Raw genomic sequence first — 21,923 nt, 5'->3', positions numbered from 1 at the left:
CAATCCGCCGGTCGATCCGACGCCGCCGGCGGGGGTGGCGGGGGCTGGAGCTCCGGATCGCCGGCCTGCACCGGCGGCGTCGGATCGACCGGCGGATTGTTGACGTCGCCTTCGGACGGCACGGGCACCGGCGGCAGTTGGGAAGGCGGCGGCGGCGGCTCGGCTGCCGGAGGTTCGGGCTCGGGCGCCGCCGTCGGTCCGATCCCCGGCGGCGCTGCGGCCGGCGATGTCGGCGTTATCAACGACGAGCGCAGATACCAGTTCTCCGCGCTGCCTGCGGTGACGCCACCCTTGAACAGATAATATTCGAAGGCGCCCGCCGCGACCGGCGCGTCGAGCGCGAAGGCGCTGGCGCTGGAGGTGGCGCCATTGACCGCCTGGACGACCATGATGCCGTCCTGCGTCGTCTCGGCACCCGTGCCGCCGACATTGACCACCCCGATGCCGGTCGAGCCGGAAGCCGTGCCGCCCGACAGCACCAGCCTGTCCGAGGCCGAGGAATCATCGCCGAGTTCCGTCTGGATGAGCAGCAGGCCGCCAAGCCCGGTGTAATTGCCCGAAATCGTCAGCCGATCCGTCGCGCCTGTACTGCCATTGGTCAGGTCGATGCGGCCGGCATTGACGACGTCCGCAAGCTGGCCCGCCGTAAAGGCCTGTATCGACGCGTTGAAGCCGCCGCCATAGAGCGTGCTTGCCGCATCGACGCTGAGCGAGCCCGTGCCGGTGCCGCTGTCTCCCAGCACCAGATTGCCGTCCAGCGTGAGTTCGGTGTCGTTGGTGGCGTCGATGCTCTCCCAGTTCTGCACCCGGCTGATGCCTTTGAGCTTGACGTTGTCGAAACTCAGCGTGTCGGTGCCGAGGCCACCATTCAGCGCGTCGGCGCCGCCCATATTGGAATTGGTCAGGTTGCTCAGCTTTGCCGTGTCGTTGTCGGCGCCGAGGTCGACGGCGCCATAGATGATGCCGCCGCCGTCCCAGACGAAATTGTCGGCGCCGAAGCTCATCAGCACGTCGCCGCCGACCGTGCCGCCGGTAATCGTCACGCTGTCATTGCCGCCGCTGACGCTGATGTTGCCGCCGATCGTGCCGCCCGAAAGGATGATCGTGTCCTTGTCGAAGCCGGTGACGAGGTTGCGGTCGATGGCGCCGCCGGACATGTTGAAATAGTTCTGGTCGAGCTTCATGTTGACGCGGCCGATGCGGCCGCCCGTCATCACCGCATGGTCGCCGTCGTCGAAGAAATCGACGATGCGTCCGTCCGTCATGGTGAAGGTGTCGAGGCCATCACCCTGGTTAAGTGAACCGATCTGGCCGCCGCTTATGTTGAAGTCGTCTATGCCCGAGCCCTGCTGCACATTGCCGATGACGGTGCCAGCGCCGATGGTGAAGAAATCGGCGCCACCGCCCTGGTCGACCGTGCCGGTGATGGTACCGGATTGCATGTTGATGCGGTCCGAACCAACGCCGAAGGTGACATTGCCGCTCACCTGGCCGGTGCCGCCGGCGGGAAAGGTGAGCGTGTTGTCGCCGTTCAGATCGTTGAGGCTGCCGCCCGAATCGCCGCTGTCGCAGATGAAGGTGTCGTTTCCGGCGGTCGGAACGAGCAGGCATGCGGCGAAGGCGGCGGAATTGGGCAGCAACGCCAGCGACGTCGCGGCAAAAACGCCAAGCATTCGAGGAAGAAACATCACCGGCATATGCCGTTTCAGAACAACTAATTTAGCGATGTCTTCCGAATCGCCATTCGGAAGCCTGTTTTCAAAGCGCCGCACCGCGTCCCTCCAAGATTCGCGATTGCAAGCCCCCACCCTACGCCGCAATGAAGACACAATTCGTTCCGTTTTACAAAGCCTAATCTGCCCGTCATGGTTGATGAACTGGAAAACGGGCCGGACAGAGCTGTGCTTTGATTGAGCCAGAATTGGTGCTTGGCGTGCGTCTCGCCAACCCTCCAAAGCGTGTTGGTGGCGGCGCGTACGCTGGCGCGGCCACACAGCCCGCCGTCGGCGTTGTTTTCGTGATGCGCGGCCGATTGTCAGAGAATTGACCCGCGGCGGATCTTGGCTTAAAAACTGCCTCGGCCAGATTTTTTCGAGATCCGAAAAAAATAATGGCAAGGGAGGAAAACATGTATGTCGGCCTCGACCTTGGCACGTCGGGCGTCAAGGCGCTGCTGATCGATGCCGAACAGACCGTCATCGGTTCCGGCCATGGCGCGCTCGACGTTTCGCGGCCGCATCCCGGCTGGTCCGAACAGGATCCAGCCCACTGGCTACGCGCCTGCGAAGACGCGATTGCCGAACTGAAGGCCTCCCATCCCTGGCAGTTCGCGGCGGTGAAAGGCATTGGCCTATCCGGTCAGATGCATGGCGCCACCTTGCTCGATGCCTCTGACAAGGTGCTGCGCCCCTGCATTCTGTGGAACGATACGCGCAGCCATGCCGAGGCAGCCGCGCTCGACGCCGATCCGCGGTTTCGCGAGCTGACCGGCAACATCGTCTTTCCCGGTTTCACCGCGCCGAAGCTCGCCTGGGTGAAGAACAACGAACCCGCCATTTTCGCCAAAGTGGCCAAGGTGCTGCTGCCCAAGGATTTCCTGCGGCTGTGGCTGACCGGCGAACATATTTCGGAAATGTCGGACTCGGCTGGCACTTCCTGGCTCGACGTTGGGAAGCGGCGCTGGTCCGCCGACCTGCTCGCGGCCACGTCGCTCGACGAAAAGCACATGCCATCCCTGGTCGAGGGTACGCAGAAGGCCGGTGGGCTGCGCGGCGAGCTGGCGTCGAAATGGGGCGTCGAAGCCGGCATCCCGATTGCCGGCGGCGCCGGCGACAATGCGGCTTCCGCCTGCGGCATGGGCACGGTCCGTGCCGGCCATGCGTTCGTGTCTCTGGGCACGTCAGGCGTGCTGTTTGCCGCCAATGCCTCCTATCTGCCCAACCCGGCAAGCGCGGTCCACACTTTCTGCCATGCGCTGCCTGACACCTGGCATCAGATGGGCGTCATCCTGTCGGCCACCGATTCGCTCAATTGGCTGTCCGAGATTACCGGCAAGGGCGCAGGCGAGTTGACATCGGAACTGGGCGATACACTGAAGGCGCCGACCGGCGTGTCCTTCCTGCCCTATCTCTCGGGCGAGCGCACGCCACACAATGATTCCGTCATTCGCGGCTCCTTTACCGGACTGGCGCATGAATCGAGCCGCGCCGTCCTGACCCAGGCCGTGCTGGAAGGCGTGGCCTTCGCCTTTCGCGACAGCCTCGAGGCGTTGAAGACTGCGGGCACGAGCTTGATGCGTGTGACGGCGATCGGCGGCGGCTCGCGCTCGCGCTACTGGCTGAAGGCCATCGCCACCGCGCTTCAGCTGCCTGTCGACATTCCCGCCGACGGCGACTTCGGCGCCGCCTTCGGCGCCGCCCGGCTCGGCCTGATCGCAGCGACGGACGCTGATCCGCTCGATGTCTGCACGGCGCCGAGGACCGATGCAACGATCGAACCGGATGCCGGCTTGGATGGTGCATTTGCCGATGCCTACCAGCGCTACCGCGGGCTTTATCCGGCGATCAGGGCGGCAACGGCGTGAGCAGGCGCCACGCGCCCCCCTCTGCCCTGCCGGGCATCTCCCCCTCTAGGGGGAAGATCGGCAGCTTTGGCGGCTACGCCAGCCTTGCAAGGCCGGAGGTTGGCGAAGGTATAACAATCAGCCAATCTCCCCCGTTGAGGGGGAGATGGCCGGCAGGCCAGAGGCGGGCGCCTCGCGCCAACCCTAACAGTAAAGCCTCACTGCGCCGGGACCTTGTCGAGGAAGCCGGTGATGCTCTTCAGGCGGCCGTTCTCGATGACGCCGATATCGGTGCCCTCGATGACGGACGGTGTGCCCTCAGGGCCGAGGTTCCAGGAAAAGCGGATTTTGTCGGCAAACCCGTCCGGTGTGCCTTTCAGCGAAAAGCGGAAGCCGGCAAAGCGCCGCTGCACGCCGTCGATCAGCGCCGCGACGCCTTCATGGCCGTCGCCCTGCATGATGGGATCGCGATAGCTGACGTCTTCGGTGAAAGTCGCCTTGAGCAGCGCCTGACGGCGCGCGGCGTCGCTCTCGTTCCAGGCGGTGATGTAGCTTTCGGCGATCTTGTTGAGATCGGTCATGATCTGTCTCCTTCGTTGGCTTTGACATGACCCTTTTCACCCAACGGACGAACGGAACCAATTACGCCTGAGGTAATCAGGCGGAGCCATTTCGGAGAGGAAGGAAATCCATGAGCAGCGGCTTTTTCGGCGACATCCAGAAGATCAAATATGAGGGGCCGGATTCGGCCAATCCGCTGGCTTACCGGTTCTACAACCCGGACGAGCTGGTGGCCGGCAAGCGGCTGGAAGACCATCTGCGCTTCGCCGTCGCCTACTGGCATTCCTTCGCCTGGCCGGGCGGCGATCCGTTCGGCGGCCAGACCTTCGATCGGCCGTGGTTCCCCAAGGCCGGCGGCATCGACACGATGGAACTGGCAAAACTGAAAGCAGACGTCGCCTTCGAGATGTTCTCGCTGCTCGGCGCGCCCTATTTCTGCTTCCACGATGCCGACGTGCGGCCCGAAGGCAAGGATTTTTCGGAAAGTTCCGCGCGCCTCGACGAGATCGCGGACTATTTCGCCACCAAGATGAAGCGGACTGGCGTCAAGCTCTTGTGGGGCACGGCGAACCTGTTCTCGCACCGCCGTTTCATGTCGGGTGCCGCGACAAACCCCGATCCGGATGTGTTTGCCTATGCGGCGGCGACGGTGAAGAGCTGCATCGACGTCACCAAGCGGCTGAAGGGCGAGAATTACGTGCTTTGGGGCGGACGCGAGGGCTATGAGACGCTGCTCAACACCGACCTTGCCCGCGAGCAGGAGCAGGCCGGCCGTTTCCTCAACCTCGTCGTCGACTACAAGCACAAAATCGGCTTCAAAGGCACGATCCTGATCGAGCCGAAGCCGCAGGAACCCACAAAACACCAGTACGACTACGATGTCGCGACCGTCTATGGCTTCCTCAAGCGCTTCGGCCTGGAGAAGGAGGTCAAGCTCAACATCGAGCAGGGCCACGCCATCCTGGCCGGCCATTCCTTCGAGCACGAGCTGGCGTTGGCCAATGCGCTCGGCGTCTTCGGCTCGATCGACATGAACCGCAACGACTACCAGTCGGGCTGGGACACCGACCAGTTCCCCAACAATGTGCCGGAGATGGCGCTGGCCTATTACCAGGTCCTGCAGGCGGGCGGCTTCAAGACCGGCGGCACCAATTTCGACGCCAAGCTGCGCCGCCAGTCGCTCGATCCGCAGGACCTGCTGATCGGCCATATCGGCGGCATGGATGCCTGCGCGCGCGGCCTGAAGGCAGCCGCCAAGATGGTCGAAGACAAGGCGCTGTCGGCTCCACTCGCCGAGCGCTACGCAGGCTGGAACAGCGGCGAGGCCAAGGCGATGCTTGCCGGCAAGCGCACGCTGGAGGACATCGCCGAGCGCGTGGTGAAGAAGAAGATCGAACCGCAGCCGCGCTCCGGCCGTCAGGAACTGCTCGAAAACATCGTCAACCGCTACGTGTAAGGGATGAAAGGCGGGCGGCGGCTCGTTCAGCCGCCGCTCCGCTTACCCACGCCGCTTCGCGGGGAGAAGTTCCCGGCGTCGCGCTTATTTGCCTGCCGCCCTGTTCGCCATTGAACGGAAAAGGTGCCGGCGGGCGGACGAGGGTGGCGCCGAGACCGGGTGAAAGGGCTTTGCGCCAGTGCGGAATCGACGACAAGGTTTTGCCCACTGACGCCCCTCAATCGCCTCTCTCTTGCCTTCAAACTGCCGTCACGAATCTCCTATAAGAAGGTGCTCGTGGCGGGAGAGGAAGAAGGAGGCGAACCGATATGCAGAACGAACGTGAAATCGACGCCCTGCTCTCAAATGGCGAGGCCGGGTCGATTATCGACCGGCTGATGGCAATGCCGCATCCGAAGGATGGTGCGCGCCGCTCCAACGAATGGGACCGCGCCGTTGCCAGCCGTTTCGAGACCCATCTGGCAAGACAGATGCGCTCGCAGATCGATAGTGGCGGCGACCGGCAGAACGCTGCCTGATCAACCGCTTCCCACTTTGGACGACATGTACATCAACCCCGGCGTAGCCTGACCGGGGCTTCACCGAAAGTTCTTGAAAACGCCCTCGAAAATGCCGCGGCGGATGAAAATCCGGTCCGCCCGGCAATGTCGGCCATGGCCACTCTGGTGTCGATCACCAGCCGCCGCGCAGCGCCCAGGCGCAGCCTGAGATAGTAGGCGCCGGGCGTCTCGCCGATCGACTTGCGGAAGATGCTCTCCAGTGTCCGTGCCGTAACCCCGGCGCGCTTTGCCACGGCGGCGACCGTCAACGGCTGGTCGACATGCGCTTCCATCAGCCGGATGGCTTGCGCCAGGCGCGGATCATAGCCGTCGAGCCGGCCAAGCGAGACCAGGGGCTGAGCGTCGGTGGCCGCACGGGCCTGATCGTAGATGAAGACGCTGGCCACATCGAGCGCCACGGCCATGCCGAGGCGGGTGCGAACGAGGTGCAGCATCAGGTCGAAGGTGGGCGAGGCGCCACCGGAGGTGAAGACCGGCCCGTCGATGACGTAACGGTCCGGGCGGACGTCGACGCCCGGAAAGGCCGACGAGAAATCCTCCATGTCTTCCCAGTGGGTGGTGGCGCTGCGGCCTTCGAGCAAGCCGGCCCGCGCGACCAGCCATGTACCGGCCTCGACGCCGCCGCAGGCGCGCGCCGAACGGGCGGCGCGGCGCAGGCCCGAGAGCAGAGCCGACGTCGCATAATTCTGCGTGCCGAAACCGGCGACGACGACAAGAACGTCGGTCGGTTCGGCCGCGTCGAAGCGGCCGCTGACCGCCACTGGCAGGCCGCAAGTGGTGACCGGCGCCTCGCCGGTTACGGAAACCAGCTTGAAATCGAACAATGTCTCGCCGGAGATGCGGTTGGCGGCGCGCAGCGGGTCGACCGCCGAGGCCACGCACATGATGGACGAGCTGGAAAACACCAGCATCGTCACCTTGAGCGGCAGACGCTCGGCGCGAAAGATCGTCAGTTTTTCGCCTTTAGTCATGGAAGCTTCGTAAAACGCAAAGCAGTTTTCGGCAAGTCGGGCGATGCTTGGCGCCTGTTTCGACTGGGAGGAGAGTTCCATGCCGCTTGCGATGAACCGTGAGGTTTTCATTACCTGTGCCGTGACCGGGTCCGGCGGTACGCAGGACCGCAGCCCGCATGTGCCGCGCTCGCCCAAAGAGATCGCCGATTCGGCCATCGACGCGGCCAAGGCGGGGGCGGCGATCGTGCATTGCCATGTGCGCGATCCCGAGACCGGCAAGCCCAGGCGCGACGTTCATCTCTACCGCGAGGTGACCGAGCGCATCCGCGAGGCAGACGTCGACGTGGTGCTGAACCTCACCGCCGGTATGGGTGGCGACATGGTGTTCGGCTCGCCCGAAGCGCCGCTGCCGCTGAATGAAAAGGGCACCGACATGGGCGGCGCCACCAACCGCATGGAGCATGTGCGCCAGTGCCTGCCGGAGATCTGCACGCTCGACTGCGGCACCATGAACTTCGCCGAGGCCGACTATGTCATGACCAACACGCCCGGCATGCTGCGTGCCATGGGCGGCATGATGACCGCGCTCGGCGTCAAGCCGGAGATCGAGGCCTTCGACACAGGCCATCTGTGGTTCGCCAAGCAGTTGGTCGAGGAACAGGTTCTGAAGCCGGATGCGCTTGTGCAGCTTTGCATGGGCGTGCCATGGGGGGCGCCTGACGACCTCAACACCTTCATGGCCATGGTCAACAACGTGCCGTCGACCTGGAGCTGGTCGGCCTTTTCGATCGGCCGCAACCAGATGGCCTATGCCGCCGCCGCAGTGCTGGCCGGCGGCAATGTCCGCGTCGGTCTCGAAGACAATCTCTGGCTCGACAAGGGCGTGCTTGCCACCAACGCGCAGCTGGTCGAACGTGCCGCCAGCATCGTCACCAATCTCGGCGCCAGGATTCTGGGGCCGGAGGAAGTGCGCAGGAAGCTCAACCTCACCAAGCGGCCGCCGATCGCGGCATAGAGAGGGGAGCTTCAGATGGCCACCGTCAAATTCACCGCAATGAAGGATGGCGACAAGGACGACTACGAATTCCTGACCGCCCATGAAATCGACTATGCCGCCAAAACCGGTGATCGGTTGCTGGAAGCCCTGGTTCAACTCGACGAGGGCCTTTCCGGCTACAAGATCACCCGGCTCGGCCATTCGCTGCAGGCGGCAACACGCGCCTGGCGCGACGGCGCCGACACCGACTGGATCGCCTGCGCGTTGCTGCACGACATCGGCGACATCTACGCACCCTACAACCACGACGAATACGCCGCGTCGATCCTGAAGCCTTTCGTGCGCGAACAATGCACCTGGGTGGTGGAGAAGCACGGCGATTTCCAGCGCCTCTACTATGCCCATCATCTCGGCGGCAATCGCCACGCGCGCGACCGCTTCGCCGGCCATGCCTATTTCGACGATTGCGACCAGTTTTGCGAACGCTGGGACCAGTCGAGCTTCGACCCCGACTACGAGACGCTGCCGATCGAGTTCTTCCGGCCCTTCGCGCTCGAAGTCTTTGCCCGCAAGGCCTACGACCCATCGGTGATCCGTACGGGCGAGCGCGTGCCTCTGACGGATCCACAAACAGCCAGCAAAAGAACCGGAGCCTGACAATGAGCATCATCAACAAGGCGGCCGCCATCGGCGGCGGTGTCATCGGCGCCGGCTGGGTGGCGCGGCTGCTCCTCAACGGCATCGACGTGTCGATCTTCGATCCCGATCCCGAGGCCTCGCGCAAGGTCTCAGAAGTGATGAAGGGCGCGCGCCGCGCCTACAAGCAGATGGTTCCGGGCGGCCTGCCGAAAGAAGGCAGACTGACCTTCGCCAAGACCATTGCCGATGCGGTGGCCGACGCCGATTTCATCCAGGAAAGCGTGCCGGAACGGCTCGACCTCAAGCACAAGGTGCTGGCCGAGATCGACACTCACGCGCCGGCCAACGCCATCGTCGGCTCGTCCACATCAGGCATCAAGCCGACCGACATGCAGATTGCGATGAAGAAGCATCCGGAGCGGCTGGTCGTCGGCCACCCGTTCAACCCGGTCTATCTCCTGCCGCTGGTCGAGATCGTCGGCGGCGACCAGACCTTTCCGGAGGCGATCGAGGTTGCCAGGGAAATCTATGCCTCGATCGGCATGAAGCCTGTCGTCATCCGCAAGGAAATCGAGGCCTTCGTCGGCGACCGCCTGCTGGAAGCCGCCTGGCGCGAGGCGCTGTGGCTGATCAAGGACGGCATCTGCACCGTCGAGGAACTGGACGACATCATGCGCTATGGCTTCGGCCTGCGCTGGGCACAGATGGGCATGTTCCAGGTCTATCGCGTCGCCGGCGGCGAAGCCGGCATGCGCCACTTCATGGCGCAGTTCGGCCCCTGCCTGAAATGGCCGTGGACCAAGCTGATGGACGTACCGGAGTTCAACGACGAGCTGGTCGACCTGATCGCCACGCAGTCGGACGACCAGGCGCATGGCCTGTCGATCCGCGAACTGGAAAAGATCCGCGACGATAATCTGGTCGCCATCATGGATGCGCTCTCGAAGCAGAACAAGGGCAAGGGCTGGGGAGCCGGCGCCCTGCACAGGGACTATACGAAGCAGTTGGCCAAGCTGGCGGCGAAAAAGCCGGCCGCCTCCAAGGCGGCCGAGAAGGCGAAGGCATCGAAGCCGGTGAAGAAAGCCGAAAAACCGAAGAAAAAGAAGAAAGGCTGAGACCATGGATTTCGGTCTGTCGGAGGAACAGAAGCTCATTGTCGAGACGACGCGCGCCTTCGTCGAGAATGAGCTTTACCCGCATGAGCGCGAGGTCGAGCGCACCGGCGTGCTGCGCCGCGAACTGATCGAGGAGCTAAAGGCCAAGGCGATCGAAGCCGGTCTCTATGCCGCCAACATGCCGGCCGATGTCGGCGGCGCGGGGCTCGATACGGTGACCTGGCTGCTCTACGAGAAGGAACTCGGCCGCGCCAACTACGCGCTGCACTGGACCTGCGTTGCGCGCCCCTCCAACATCCTTTTGGCCGGCACGCCGGAGCAGCGCGAAAAATACCTGTTTCCCTGCATCCGCGGCGAGAAATGGGATTGCCTGGCGATGACCGAACCGGGCGCCGGTTCGGACCTGCGCGGAATGAAGGCGACGGCCGTTCAGGATGGCGGCGACTGGGTGCTGAACGGCACCAAGCACTTCATCAGCCACGCCGATCTCGCCGACTTCGCCATCGTCTTCATGGCCTCGGGCGAAGAGGATTCGCCGCGCGGCAAACGCAAGAAGATCACCGCCTTCTTCGTCGACAAGGGCACCAAGGGCTTCACGGTGCGCGACGGCTACCGCAACGTCTCGCATCGCGGCTACACCAACGCCATCCTCGAATTCGACGATTGCCGCCTTCCGTTAAGCCAGGTGTTGGGTGAAGTCCACAAGGGTTTCGACGTCGCCAATTCCTGGCTCGGCGCCACCCGCCTGCAGGTCGGCGCCACCTGCCTCGGCCGTGCCGAGCGGGCGCTTGGCCATGCGGTCGAGTACGCCGCGCAGCGTCAGCAATTTGGCCAGCAGATCGGCAAGTTCCAGGGCGTGTCGTTCAAGCTCGCCGACATGGCAACCGAACTCAAGGCCGCGGACCTGATGGTGTTCGAAGCCGGCTGGAAGTACGATCAGGGCACCGTCACCGACCAGGACATGGCCATGGCCAAGCTGAAGGCCACAGAAATGCTGGCTTACGTCGCCGACGAAGCGATCCAGATCCATGGTGGCATGGGGCTGATGGACGACCTGCCGCTGGAGCGCATCTGGCGCGATGCGCGCGTCGAGCGCATCTGGGAAGGCACGTCGGAAATCCAGCGCCACATCATTTCGCGGGCGCTGCTGCGCCCGTTCGGGGCCTGATCCATGCACAAACTTGAACGCCTTCTGCGCCCTAAATCGATCGCCGTGTTCGGCGGCGCGCAGGCCGCCGCGGTCGTGGCACAGTCGATCAAGATGGGCTTTGCCGGCGAGATCTGGCCGGTGCACCCGAGCAAGGACGAGGTCGCCGGCCGCAAGGCCTATCGTTCGGTCGCCGACCTGCCCGGCGCACCGGACGCCGCCTTTGTCGGCGTCAACCGACACTTGACCATTGACGTGATCAAGGCCCTGGCCGAACGCGGCGCTGGCGGCGCGGTCTGCTTTGCCGCTGGTTTTCTCGAAACCGAAGCCTATGACGCGGATGGCGAGCGCCTGCAGGCCGAACTCGTCGCCGCCGCCGGCGAGATGCCGATCATCGGGCCGAACTGTTACGGCCTGATCAACTATGCCGACGGCGCGCTTTTGTGGCCCGACCAGCATGGCGGCATAAGATTGGCCGACGGCGGCAAAGGGGTGGCCATTATTACCCAGTCGTCCAACATCGCCATCAACATGACAATGCAGAAGCGCGGCCTGCCGATCGCCTTCCTGATGACCGCCGGCAACCAGGCGCAGACCGGCCTCTCCGAAATGGCGCTCGGCCTGATCGAGGACGAGCGCGTCAGCTCGCTCGGCCTGCACATCGAGGCTTTCGATTCGGTAGCCGGCTTCGAGCGGCTGGCGGCACGGGCGAGGGAATTGAAAAAACCGATCATCGCCATGAAGGTCGGCCGCTCCGAACAGGCCAGGCAAGCGACCGTCTCGCACACCGCGTCGCTCGCCGGCTCGGACGCAGCGTCCGGGGCCTTCCTGAAACGGCTCGGCATCGCGCGCGTCGATTCCATCCCCGCCTTCATCGAGGCGCTGAAGCTGCTGCATGTCACCGGTCCGCTGCCCGGCTACAGCCTGTCATCGATGAGCTGTTCGGGCGGCGAGGCTTCGGTCATGGCCGACAGCGCCGAAGGCCGCTGGGTCAACTTCCCGGTGCTGACGGAAGAACACCGTGCCCACGTCAAGTCGACGCTCGGGCCGCTGGTCGCGGTCGCCAATCCATTGGACTACCACACCTTCATCTGGAACAACGAGCCGGCGATGACCGCCACCTTCACCGCCATGGTGTCGGGCGGCTTCGACCTCAACATGCTGGTGCTCGACTTCCCGCGCCCGGACCGCTGCTCGGTGACCGACTGGTGGGCGACGCTGCGCGCCTTCGAATCGGCGCTCAAGACCAACAAGGCGCATGGCGCGATCGTCTCGTCGCTGCCCGAGAACCTGCCCGAGGAATACACCGCCGAGCTGATGGCGCGGGGCATGGTGCCGCTGTTCGGCATTTCCGAAGCGATGGATGCCGCCCAGGCGGCCGCCTTCATCGGCTGGGCCTGGCGCGAGCCGCAGGCGCAGCCGGTCGACACCTCCGCTTCCGGCGCTGCCGGCGGCGAGCATGTCACGCCTGACGAGGCGCAAGCCAAGGCGCGGCTGATCAAGGCCGGGCTGCCGGTGCCCAAGGGCGAGCGCGCCGACAGTGCCGTCGAGGCGGTGATCTCGTCCATGGCGCTCGGCTTCCCCGTGGCGCTGAAGGCGCTAGGCGTCACCCACAAATCCGAGGTCGGCGCCGTCAGGCTCAACCTCAGGGACGCCGAATCCGTCAGCACCGCCGCTCACGACCTTTTGCCACTCGGCACCGGCCTTTATGTCGAGCGCATGGTGCGCGACGGCGTCGCCGAGCTGATCGTCGGCTTCACCCGCGATCCGATGTTCGGCGCTGTCATGACGCTGGGCACCGGCGGCGTACTGGTCGAATTGCTGCGCGACAGCGTCACCTTGATGCTGCCGGCGACCCGCGACGACATCGAGGCAGCACTTCGCGGTCTCAAACTGTTCCCGCTGCTCGAAGGCTATCGCGGTCGGCCGAAGGCCGACGTCCAAGCTGCCATCGACGCCATCGCGGGCATTGCTGCCTTCGTGCAGACGAATGCCGGCGAGATCGAGGAACTCGACATCAATCCGCTGATCGTCTGCAGCGAGGGCAAGGGCGCCTGGATCGCCGATGCGCTTTTGGTGCTGGGAGAGAACAAGAATGCCTGACGTCATTTCGACCCGCCGTGAAGGCTCGATCCTCGAGGTCACGCTCGATCGGCCCAAGGCCAACGCCATCGACCTGAAGACCTCTCGGCTGATGGGCGAGACCTTCAAGGCGTTTCGCGACGACCCCGGCTTGCGCGTCGCCATCATCAAGACCGCCGGCGACAAGTTCTTCTGCGCCGGATGGGACCTGAAGGCCGCCGCCGGCGGCGACGCCGTCGACGGCGACTATGGCGTCGGCGGCTTTGCCGGGCTGCAGGAACTGCGCGACTTGAACAAGCCTGTCATCGCCTGCGTAAACGGCATGGCGGTGGGGGGCGGCTTCGAGCTGGCGCTGTCCTGCGATCTCATCTACGCCTCCGATCACTCCTCCTTCGCATTGCCCGAGATCCGCGCCGGCACGCTTGCCGACGCCGCGACCATCAAGCTGCCGAAGCGCATTCCTTATCATGTCGCCATGGACCTTTTGCTCACTGGCCGCTGGATGGACGTTGCCGAGGCGCATCGCTGGGGCCTGGTCAACGAGGTGCTGCCGAAGGAGAAGCTGGAGGACCGCGTCTGGGAGATCGCCCGCCTGCTCGCCAGCGGCCCGCCGCTTGTCTTCGCCGCGATCAAGGAAACCGCGCGGGTGGCCGAAGCGCTGACTTTCCAGGACGCGATGAACAGGGTGACGCGCCGGCAGTTGCCGACGGTCGATGCGCTGTACGGTTCCGAGGACAATATGGAAGGGTTCCGGGCTTTTGCGGAGAAGCGGGAACCGGTGTGGAAGGGGAAGTAAAGCAATGCCAGAGATGACGGCGCGAGGCACCCCCCTCTGGCCTGCCGGCCATCTCCCCCGCAAGGGGGGAGATTGGATGTCATTTCCGCTTTCGCCAATCGTCAACGCTGCAATAAGGGCGATGTCGATTGAACTGCCAATCTCCCCCCTTGCGGGGGAGATGTCCGGCAGGACAGAGGGGGGTGCCTGGGCTCGCCGTTCACAGTCGGCGCGGCCATGACCGACTACAGCAAACTCATTGATGCCGAGACCCGGGCCTTCATCGAGCGGACCAATTCCTATTACCCGCCGGATACGATCGACTACACGATTGCCGAGCAGCGCGAGATCTACGCCCGCATGTGCCGGGAGTTCTTTGCCGGCTATCCCGAGGGGGTGACAGCGGAAACCACCGCTATTGCCGCACAGGCGTGCAATATCCCGATCCGCATCTATCGCAGCGCCCCGCAGGCAGTGGCAACGGTGCTCTATTACCACGGCGGCGGGTTCATCCTTGGCGGGCTCGACAGCCATGACGACGTTTGCGCCGAGCTTTGCGGCCGCACCGGCTATGACGTCGTCTCGGTCGACTACCGGCTGGCGCCGGAGCATCTGCATCCGGCCGCGTTTGACGATGCGATGAACGCCTTCGAGTGGGCGGCAGCCACCCGCGATCATCCCGTCCTGCTCTGCGGCGACAGCGCCGGTGGCAATCTCTGCGCCGCAGTCAGCCATGCGACGCGCGGCCATGCGAAGAAACCGATCGGGCAGGTGCTGATCTATCCCGGGCTCGGCGGCGACCGTTCGCGTGGCTCCTATCTGAAGCATGCCGAAGCGCCTATGCTGACCACGCGCGACCTCGAATTCTACAAGCACATCCGTACCGGCGGCGTGGACCAGACCGGCGACATCACGCTTCAGCCGCTGGCCGACGCCGATTTCGCCAACCTGCCGCCGACCGTGCTGATCACCGCCGAGTGCGATCCGCTGTCGTCGGACGGCGAGGCCTATCGCGACCGCATCGTGGCGGGCGGCGGGCGAGCCACTTGGTTCGAGGAAAAAGGGCTTGTGCACGGCTATCTCAGGGCGAGGCACACGGTCGGCCGCGCCCGCGCCAGCTTTACCCGCATCGTCGAGGCGGTGTCGGCGCTCGGCAAAAGCGAGTGGATCTGGTGAGGGCCTCCTCGCATGACAATCGACAGAAGATGATCAACCCAGCGACTGCCAAGCCGTTCGGCGCTCAGCCTACCGAACGAGCCGCCGCCCGGCCGGCGCTGCGGCCGGAGAAGATACAGCCGCCCAGGAACGTGCCTTCGAGCGCCGCATAGCCATGCACGCCGCCGCCGCCGAAACCGGCGGCTTCGCCGACCGCATAGAGGCCCTGAACCGGCTCGCCATCGCTCCCCAGCACGCGGCTTTCGAGATCGGTCTGCAGGCCACCCAGCGTCTTGCGGGTCAGGATGTTGAGGCGAACCGCGATCAGCGGGCCGTTCGCGGGATCGAGCATCTTGTGCGGCCTGGCCGTGCGGATCAGCCGGTCGCCGAGATAGGCCCGCGCTCCGCGCAGCGCGGTGACCTGCATGTCCTTGGAGAAGGGATTGTCGAGTTGCCGGTCGCGGGCGCGGATCTCGCGCTCGACATGGGCGACGTCGAGCAGCGGTTCGCCGCCGGCCAGCTTGTTCATGCGCGCCACCAGATCGGGCAGTTCGGCCTCGATGATGAAATCCTCGCCCTTCTCCATGAACGCCTTGACCGGGCCCGGAATGCCCGACGTGGCGCGGCCGAGCACCTGGCGCCAGCTCTTGCCGGTCAGGTCCGGGTTCTGCTCGGAGCCCGAGAGCGCGAACTCCTTCTGGATGATTTTTTTGGTCAGGATGAACCAGGAATAATCGAACCCGGTGCTCGTGATGTGGCTGAGCGTGCCGAGCGTGTCGAAACCGGGGTAAAGCGGCACCGGCAGGCGCTTGCCCCTGGCGTCGAGCCACAGCGACGACGGACCGGGCAGGATGCGGATGGCATGATCGGTCCAGATCGGCGCCCAGTTCCTGATGCCCTCGACATAGTGCCACATGCGGTCGCGATTGATGACGCTGCCGCCGGCCTGTTCCGTGATCGCCAGCATGCGGCCGTCGACATGGTCGGGCACGCCGGTGATCATGCACTTCGGCGCCGCGCCCAGACGCTTCGGCCAGTTTTCCCGGACCAGCTGGTGGTTGCCGCCGATGCCGCCGGAGGCGACGATCACGGCCTGCGCATGAACCTCGAAATCACCTGATATCTCACGCGAACTCTTGTGGCCGCGCTCGACGGTGCTTGGTTGCAGGATGTCGCCGCGCACCCCGTCGATCCTCGTGCCGGTGCGGATCAATTCGTTGACGCGGTGGCGGAACTTGAAGCGGATCAGTCCCTTCTTCTCGGCTTCGCGGACGCGCAGCACGAAGGGCTCGAGCACGCCGGGACCGGTGCCCCAGGTGATGTGAAAGCGGGGCACGGAATTGCCATGGCCAATGGCATTGCCGCCGCCGCGCTCGGCCCAGCCGACCACGGGAAAGAATTTCATCCCGCGCTCCAGCAGCCAGGAGCGCTTCTCGCCGGCGGCGAAGCCGACGTAGGCCTCGGCCCATTTGCGCGGCCAGTGATCCTCCGGCCGGTCGAAAGCGGCGGTGCCCAGCCAGTCCTCGAGCGCCAGCTCGTGCGAATCGCGGATGCGCATGCGCCGCTGCTCGGGCGAATCGACGAGGAACAGACCGCCGAACGACCAGAAGGCCTGGCCGCCCAGCGACTGCTCCGGTTCCTGGTCGACGATGACGATCTTCTTGCCGGCCTCGGCCAGTTCGGCGGCGGCGACCAGCCCGGCAAGGCCGGCGCCGACAATGATGACATCCGCGTCGTCAGCCAATTTCCCCTCCCGTTAGCTGGCTACCGTATGAATCTCGAACCGGAATATATTAATGATGGTCAGACCGCCTCCCAGCCATCCTTGCCGCCGGCGCGGAAGATGGCGTCGATGACCTTCTGGTTGAGCACGGATTCCTCCAGCGTGAAGACGCGCTCCTTACCGCCCTGGGCCGCCCGCGCGAAGGTCTCGACCTCGAGCCGGTACTGCTGCGTACCGGGAAAGCGGAACACCTGCGCCTCCGTGTGGTTCTGATTGTGCAACTCGACGCGGTGGTGATCGTAGAGCCCGGCATTGAACGGCGAGAACACCTCGATGAACCCGTTCTCGCCATGGAATACCATCACCTGGCGCGCGGCCATCTGGGTCGAGAGATAGAAGGACAGTTCGAAGTCGCCGAAATCGGCGCGGATCGAGGAATAGATGTCGGTGCCGAATTTTTTGTCGCGCTCGATCGTCGCCTGCACGCGCAGCGGCTCCTTGCCGGTGGAAAAGCGCGTCGACACGGTCGGGTAGACGCCGATGTCGGGCAGCGCGCCGCCGCCAAGGTCGAGCTGGTTGCGCATGTTGTTGGGATCGACATTGTAATAGGAGAACGCGCCCTGCACATGGCGCAGCCGGCCGATGACGCCGCTGGCGATCAGGTCGCGCACCTTGATCCATTGCGGATGGTAGACGACCATGAAGGCTTCGCAGACCAACACCTTGCTGGCATCGCGCAGCTTGATCAGCGGCGGAATGTCCTTGGCGTCGAGCGCCAACGGCTTTTCGACCAGCACATGTTTTCCCGCCTGAATGGCCTTGGCCGTCCATTCGACATGCTGCGATGTCGGCAGCGGGATATAGACGCCGTCGACCTCGTTCGAGGCGAGCAACTCCTCATAGGAACCGAAAGCATGCGGCGCGCCGAAGCGATCGGCCAACCCACGGGCCTTCGACTGATCGCGGCTGGCGATTGCGGACAGCACGCCATTTTCCGCCTCCACGATCGCAGGTAAAAGCTGCTCGCGACCGATCTTGGCCGTCGATAACACACCCCATCGGAACATCAGGCTTCTCCTCTCGATTACAGGCGAGGAGGTTTGCCTGAAATCGGGGCAAAAGCCAATGCGGGGGCCAAGTTCCTCGCCCCACGAGCGGGGAGCGATGGCTCAACCCCTCTTCCCCGTCAGCCTCATGTCGAAACCGACGACGTTGGAATAGATCGGCGTGCCGACATCCATTCCGTAGCGCGACCGCAGCACCTTGCCGGTGACGTGGAACCCGATCGTGCCGGACTTCAGGCCATCGAGCTCGGCGGTGAACTTTTCCGCAAACGTCTTGCCGCGCGCCGTCAGCCGGCCGGTGACAAGCGCCGTCGTATCGCCGGTGCGGGTCACGCTGGTCGAGCGGAACTGGATTTCGGGGCTGTTGGCCGCATCGAACACGGCGTCTGAACGCAGGAAAGCGTCGATGCGGCCCTGGCCGGTGCCGACGCTTTCGGGAAAAATGGTGAGGTTGACCTTCGAGCGGCTGACGTCGTCATTGTCGATGCGGATCGTGCCCTTGAAGTGAGCAAACGCACCATCGAAACCGCCGCCGCCGGCCTTGCCGATGGTGAAGCGGATCGAGGAGTCAGCCTGGCTGATCGTGTAACTGCCGGCGGCATCATCGAGGACAACTGCTGCCCAGACAGGCACGGCAAGGCAAGCGGCAAGGGCCGCCGATCCGAGGAGTCGCGCATACATGAGATTATTTCCTTCTTCGGAGGCAACGCTCTTCGCGTCCTCGCTTACAAACGAGGCCGAAGCCCGTTCTATTCCCCGCCTGAGGAAGGCGTGACGATGCGTGTGAGCACATTGTCCCTCAGTCGGAAATGATGGCGCAGTGCCGCCGTGATATGCAGCGCCACAAGTGCTGCGCCGGCATAAGCGAGGTACCAGTGCGCAGCCGCCCAGAAACTTTCGGCGGCATCGGATTCCGCGAGCGGCAGGTTTGGCATCACGAACAGGTTGAACGGCATGCTTGGAATTTCCAGCGTCGAGACCGAAACCAGCGCCCAGCCGGACAGAGGCAAAGCGATCTGGAAGGCATAGAGCGCCAGGTGAGCGAGCGGCGCCGCCCGGCGCTCCAGGGATCCGACCGAGGATGGCAAGGCCGGCGCGGCATTGCCGAGCCGCCAGGCGATGCGCAGGATGATCAGGCCGAGCAGCAGGAAGCCCAGCGATTTGTGCAGCTGGATGAGCTCGAAAGCCGTGCGCTGGCTGCTGATGCGGACCATCACGAAACCGAGTGCGAACTGGCCGATGAAGGCAAGGCCGATCAGCCAGTGAAGCAGGATTGCCGCCCAGCCGTAGCGGGTCGGGGTATTTATGATCGAAGCTCGCATGGAAGGCGAACGAATGCCGCGTCGGCTTTCTTCCACCTCCCACAAGGGAGAGGCAGCCTATCCGCTCACCCTGAAGAAATCGATGAAGGCCCTGAGCGCAGGCCGCATCTGGCGGCGGCTCGGATAGTAGACGAAGAAACCCTCGAAGGACGGACACCAATCCTCCAGCACGCGAACCAGCCGGCCATCGCGGAGCGGCTCGCGGACATAATCCTCGAAGACGAAGGCAAGCCCGGCCCCGTCGACCGCCGCCTGGGCGATCAGATGGTCTTCGTCGAGAATCAGTGGTCCTTGCGCAGCGATCTCGATCTCCTCGCCATCCCTGGCGAATTCCCAGCGGTAGAGAATGCCGCTGGAGAAGCGGAAGCGGATGCAGCGATGATCGGACAGGTCACGCGGATGGCGCGGCCTGGGCATGGTGTCGAAATAGGAGGGCGCGCCGGCCACGGCGCCGCGTATATCAGGCCCGATGCGCACCGCGATCATGTCACGTTGCAGGCTTTCGCCAAGCCGCACGCCTGCATCGAAACCGCCTTCCACCACGTCGGTGAAGCGGTCCTCGATGACGATCTCCAGCACGATATCGGGGTAAGCCGCGGCAAAGGCGCCGAGCCGCGGGGTCAGCACCAGATGGGCTGCCGTGCGCGGCACGCTCAGCCGCAGATTGCCGGCGGGCCGGTCGCGCGCCTCGACCGCCGTCTCCAGCGCCAGGTCGATCTCCGACAGCGCCGGCCGCAATCGTTCCAGCAACCGCGCGCCCTCTTCGGTCGGGGCAACGCTGCGGGTGCTGCGTGCCAACAGCCGCACGCCAAGCCGCGCCTCAAGGCTGGACACGGCATGGCTGACCGCCGACGGCGCGATCGCCAGTTCCCTGGCCGCGCCGCGAAAGCTGCCGCATTGGGCAACAGTTGCCAGCACCGCAAGCTGTGAAAGATGTGCTCGGTTCATTGATCTATTCACTAGAACGCCCCGTGCACAGATGAGACGATTATCGAACATAAGGCAAGGCGCTATCTCCTGAGTATCGCAACAAGGAGACGCGTGATGAAAACCCGCAAACTCGGTACTGAATTGGAAGTTTTTCCGGTCGGCCTCGGCTGCATGGGCATGAGCTTTGGCTATGGGGGCCAGCCGGAAGCCGAGGCGATCGCCACATTGCGCCGCGCCGTCGAGATCGGCGTCAATTTCTTCGACACGGCGGAGGTCTACGGGCCCTACGAGAACGAGATCCTGCTCGGCAAGGCGCTGAAGCCGGTGCGCGATCAGGTGACGATCGCAACCAAATTCGGCTTCAAAATCCTGGAGGAAGGCACCGGCACCGACCGCATGGCGGGCGTCGACAGCCGCCCCGAACACGTCAAGGCCGTCGCAGAGGCGTCACTGAAGCGGCTGGGCACCGACGTGATCGATCTCTATTACCAGCACCGCGTCGACCCGAACGTGCCGATCGAGGACACGGTCGGCGCCATGGCCGAGCTGGTGCGCGAGGGCAAGGTGCGCGCGCTCGGCCTTTCGGAAGCGAGTGCCGCCACCATCCGCCGGGCGCATGCCGTGCATCCGATCGCGGCCGTCCAGAGCGAATATTCGCTGTGGAGCCGTGACCCGGAAGACGATGTGTTCGCCGTCTGCCGCGAACTCGGCATCGGTTTCGTTCCCTATAGCCCGCTCGGCCGTGGCCTCTTGACCGGCACGATCGCCAAGCCCGAAACGCTTGATGACGACGACTGGCGCCGCACCTTGCCGCGCTTTCAGGCCGACGCCATGGAAGCCAATGCCAAAGTCGTGGCCACGCTGGAAAAACTGGCGACCGAAAAGGGAGTGACCTCGGCACAGCTGGCGCTCGCCTGGGTACTGCACCAGGACGATTTCATTGTCCCCATCCCGGGCGCCCGAAAGATCCGCCATCTCGAGCAGAACACGGCGGCGGCTGATATCGAGCTGAGTGCCGCAGAGGTACAGACCATCGGCGATGCACTGTCGCCTGATAAGGTCATGGGCAAGCGCTACACAGAGGAGCTGCTGGCGCTGGTGAATGGGTGAGCTTTCACCCTCCCCCCTGTGCGGAGGTCGGCTCGCTGTCGCAGCGAAGCGAAGACAGGGGTGGGGTGGCGATGCGCGATACAGAAGATCACGGATGTCCGCGCGAGGCACCCCCCTCTGTCCTGCCGGACATTTCCTACCATGGCACGACCGTAATCTCCGGCCAGTAATCCCGCGCCCGCTGGCCCTTCGCCTCATGCGTCCGCTGATTGTCCATCGCCCGGTTCGGCGTGACGCGGAATGAGAAGACGTCGTCGAGACCGAACGGCGCCAGCAGTTCCAGTTGACAATCCGCGTCGTATCGCACCCCGACCGCATGTGTCTTCGACGCAAAAAACCGGACCGACTCGCTCGAACTCGTGTAGCGCGGACAGGGCCGCCCGAACTTCTGCGGGTACCACAAATGCACCCGCGCTTGGTTGCGCACCTCGACCGGCAGGGGCAGCCCCTGGAAATGCTTCGCCGCCCGGCGGATGACGGCGTCCTCGGCCTCGTAGGACAGGTCGCTATCGTCGAAATAGAACAGGTCGACATCCTTGATGCCATAACCCGACGGCTTCCCCGTCAGATGGTTCCAGACCGAGTTATAGAGCACGCCGGAGACCGCCAGCCAGTCCGGAAGATCGAGCGTGCGGGCACATACCAGCGCTTGGCGCACGAGCGCATCCGACAGCAGGATGTCGAGAAACGCAGCGCGTTGTGCTTCGAACGGGAGCCCGGAATAGTGCAAATGGTCCATCGCCCTTTGGAGGGCGATTCGCCGTGCTCCCGC

At 64.4% G+C, this 21,923-nt stretch carries 19 protein-coding genes and 1 pseudogene; 11 read left to right on the top strand and 9 right to left on the bottom strand.

From position 1 onward, the window contains the following. A pseudogene (locus FJ490_RS30820) lies at nucleotides 1-1,688 on the bottom strand (autotransporter outer membrane beta-barrel domain-containing protein); the annotation flags it as partial. A gap of 440 nt (nucleotides 1,689-2,128) precedes the next feature. On the opposite strand from FJ490_RS30820, the gene xylB reads away from it, so the two are divergent. Beyond that, nucleotides 2,129-3,583 carry a xylulokinase gene (gene xylB / locus FJ490_RS30815; RefSeq protein ID WP_140650760.1) on the top strand — a complete coding sequence of 485 codons (1,455 nt, stop codon included), beginning with the start codon at nucleotides 2,129-2,131 and terminating at the stop codon, nucleotides 3,581-3,583. Nucleotides 3,584-3,780: 197 nt separating this feature from the next. Here the strand turns inward: xylB and FJ490_RS30805 are convergent, their stop codons facing one another. Further along, a complete protein-coding gene (locus FJ490_RS30805; RefSeq protein WP_140491088.1) occupies nucleotides 3,781-4,143 on the bottom strand; it encodes a nuclear transport factor 2 family protein in 363 nt (120 codons plus the stop codon). A 110-nt stretch (nucleotides 4,144-4,253) separates the two neighbouring features. Here FJ490_RS30805 and xylA point away from each other — a divergent pair, with 110 nt between their 5' ends. Beyond that, nucleotides 4,254-5,579 carry a xylose isomerase gene (gene xylA, locus FJ490_RS30800; protein ID WP_140729601.1) on the top strand — a complete coding sequence of 442 codons (1,326 nt, stop codon included), beginning with the start codon at nucleotides 4,254-4,256 and terminating at the stop codon, nucleotides 5,577-5,579. Between the two features lie 308 nt (nucleotides 5,580-5,887). After that, entirely contained in the window at nucleotides 5,888-6,097 is a 210-nt protein-coding gene (locus FJ490_RS30795; protein WP_140491096.1) for a hypothetical protein, read from the top strand. A gap of 32 nt (nucleotides 6,098-6,129) precedes the next feature. On the opposite strand, the gene FJ490_RS30790 is transcribed toward FJ490_RS30795, so the two are convergent. After that, nucleotides 6,130-7,110, bottom strand: a complete 981-nt coding sequence (locus FJ490_RS30790) for a GlxA family transcriptional regulator (protein ID WP_140729602.1) — start codon at nucleotides 7,108-7,110, stop codon at nucleotides 6,130-6,132. Nucleotides 7,111-7,189: 79 nt separating this feature from the next. On the opposite strand from FJ490_RS30790, the gene FJ490_RS30785 reads away from it, so the two are divergent. The 7 genes from FJ490_RS30785 to FJ490_RS30750 all read left to right on the top strand — a co-directional run bounded on the left by FJ490_RS30785 (nucleotide 7,190) and on the right by FJ490_RS30750 (nucleotide 15,023). Continuing rightward, nucleotides 7,190-8,107, top strand: a complete 918-nt coding sequence (locus FJ490_RS30785; protein WP_140491102.1) for a 3-keto-5-aminohexanoate cleavage protein — start codon at nucleotides 7,190-7,192, stop codon at nucleotides 8,105-8,107. A 15-nt stretch (nucleotides 8,108-8,122) separates the two neighbouring features. Then, complete coding sequence (locus FJ490_RS30780; protein WP_140729603.1) at nucleotides 8,123-8,746, top strand: HD domain-containing protein; 624 nt, start codon at nucleotides 8,123-8,125, stop codon at nucleotides 8,744-8,746. A 2-nt stretch (nucleotides 8,747-8,748) separates the two neighbouring features. Next, nucleotides 8,749-9,843 (top strand): carnitine 3-dehydrogenase, encoded by a 1,095-nt coding sequence (locus FJ490_RS30775; protein ID WP_140729604.1) that lies wholly within the window; start codon nucleotides 8,749-8,751, stop codon nucleotides 9,841-9,843. Between the two features lie 4 nt (nucleotides 9,844-9,847). After that, nucleotides 9,848-11,011, top strand: coding sequence for an acyl-CoA dehydrogenase (locus FJ490_RS30770; protein WP_140729605.1), 1,164 nt, complete (start codon nucleotides 9,848-9,850; stop codon nucleotides 11,009-11,011). Nucleotides 11,012-11,014: 3 nt separating this feature from the next. Next, on the top strand, nucleotides 11,015-13,093 hold the full coding sequence (locus FJ490_RS30765; protein ID WP_140729606.1) for an acetate--CoA ligase family protein: 2,079 nt from the start codon (nucleotides 11,015-11,017) through the stop codon (nucleotides 13,091-13,093). After that, nucleotides 13,086-13,868: a carnitinyl-CoA dehydratase gene (locus FJ490_RS30760; RefSeq protein WP_140491114.1), complete on the top strand. Its 783-nt coding sequence runs from the start codon at nucleotides 13,086-13,088 to the stop codon at nucleotides 13,866-13,868. The genes FJ490_RS30765 and FJ490_RS30760 overlap by 8 nt, the downstream gene beginning before the upstream one ends. A 216-nt stretch (nucleotides 13,869-14,084) precedes the next feature. After that, nucleotides 14,085-15,023: an alpha/beta hydrolase gene (locus FJ490_RS30750; RefSeq protein WP_140491116.1), complete on the top strand. Its 939-nt coding sequence runs from the start codon at nucleotides 14,085-14,087 to the stop codon at nucleotides 15,021-15,023. Between the two features lie 64 nt (nucleotides 15,024-15,087). Here the strand turns inward: FJ490_RS30750 and FJ490_RS30745 are convergent, their stop codons facing one another. From FJ490_RS30745 to FJ490_RS30725, 5 genes are all read right to left on the bottom strand, one after another. Next, the gene (locus tag FJ490_RS30745) at nucleotides 15,088-16,746 is read right to left on the bottom strand and encodes an FAD-binding dehydrogenase (RefSeq protein ID WP_140491118.1); all 1,659 of its coding nucleotides are present in this window, start codon (nucleotides 16,744-16,746) and stop codon (nucleotides 15,088-15,090) included. A gap of 59 nt (nucleotides 16,747-16,805) precedes the next feature. Further along, a complete protein-coding gene (locus tag FJ490_RS30740) occupies nucleotides 16,806-17,792 on the bottom strand; it encodes a Gfo/Idh/MocA family oxidoreductase (protein WP_140491121.1) in 987 nt (328 codons plus the stop codon). A gap of 102 nt (nucleotides 17,793-17,894) precedes the next feature. Beyond that, nucleotides 17,895-18,470 carry a YceI family protein gene (locus FJ490_RS30735; protein ID WP_140491123.1) on the bottom strand — a complete coding sequence of 192 codons (576 nt, stop codon included), beginning with the start codon at nucleotides 18,468-18,470 and terminating at the stop codon, nucleotides 17,895-17,897. A gap of 68 nt (nucleotides 18,471-18,538) precedes the next feature. Continuing rightward, nucleotides 18,539-19,111: a cytochrome b gene (locus tag FJ490_RS30730; protein ID WP_140491125.1), complete on the bottom strand. Its 573-nt coding sequence runs from the start codon at nucleotides 19,109-19,111 to the stop codon at nucleotides 18,539-18,541. Nucleotides 19,112-19,168: 57 nt separating this feature from the next. After that, nucleotides 19,169-20,059: a LysR family transcriptional regulator gene (locus FJ490_RS30725; RefSeq protein WP_140491127.1), complete on the bottom strand. Its 891-nt coding sequence runs from the start codon at nucleotides 20,057-20,059 to the stop codon at nucleotides 19,169-19,171. A gap of 96 nt (nucleotides 20,060-20,155) precedes the next feature. Here FJ490_RS30725 and FJ490_RS30720 point away from each other — a divergent pair, with 96 nt between their 5' ends. Beyond that, nucleotides 20,156-21,151 carry an aldo/keto reductase gene (locus tag FJ490_RS30720; RefSeq protein ID WP_140633861.1) on the top strand — a complete coding sequence of 332 codons (996 nt, stop codon included), beginning with the start codon at nucleotides 20,156-20,158 and terminating at the stop codon, nucleotides 21,149-21,151. Nucleotides 21,152-21,287: 136 nt separating this feature from the next. Here the strand turns inward: FJ490_RS30720 and FJ490_RS30715 are convergent, their stop codons facing one another. Further along, nucleotides 21,288-21,890 carry a nucleotidyltransferase family protein gene (locus FJ490_RS30715; protein WP_140729607.1) on the bottom strand — a complete coding sequence of 201 codons (603 nt, stop codon included), beginning with the start codon at nucleotides 21,888-21,890 and terminating at the stop codon, nucleotides 21,288-21,290. Between the last annotated feature and the right edge of the window lie 33 nt (nucleotides 21,891-21,923).

Source organism: Mesorhizobium sp. B2-5-11 (genome assembly GCF_006440835.1).
Lineage (GTDB): Bacteria > Pseudomonadota > Alphaproteobacteria > Rhizobiales > Rhizobiaceae > Mesorhizobium.
Note: the sequence above shows the minus strand (reverse complement) of the source record. Positions and strands in the feature narration are given on the sequence as shown.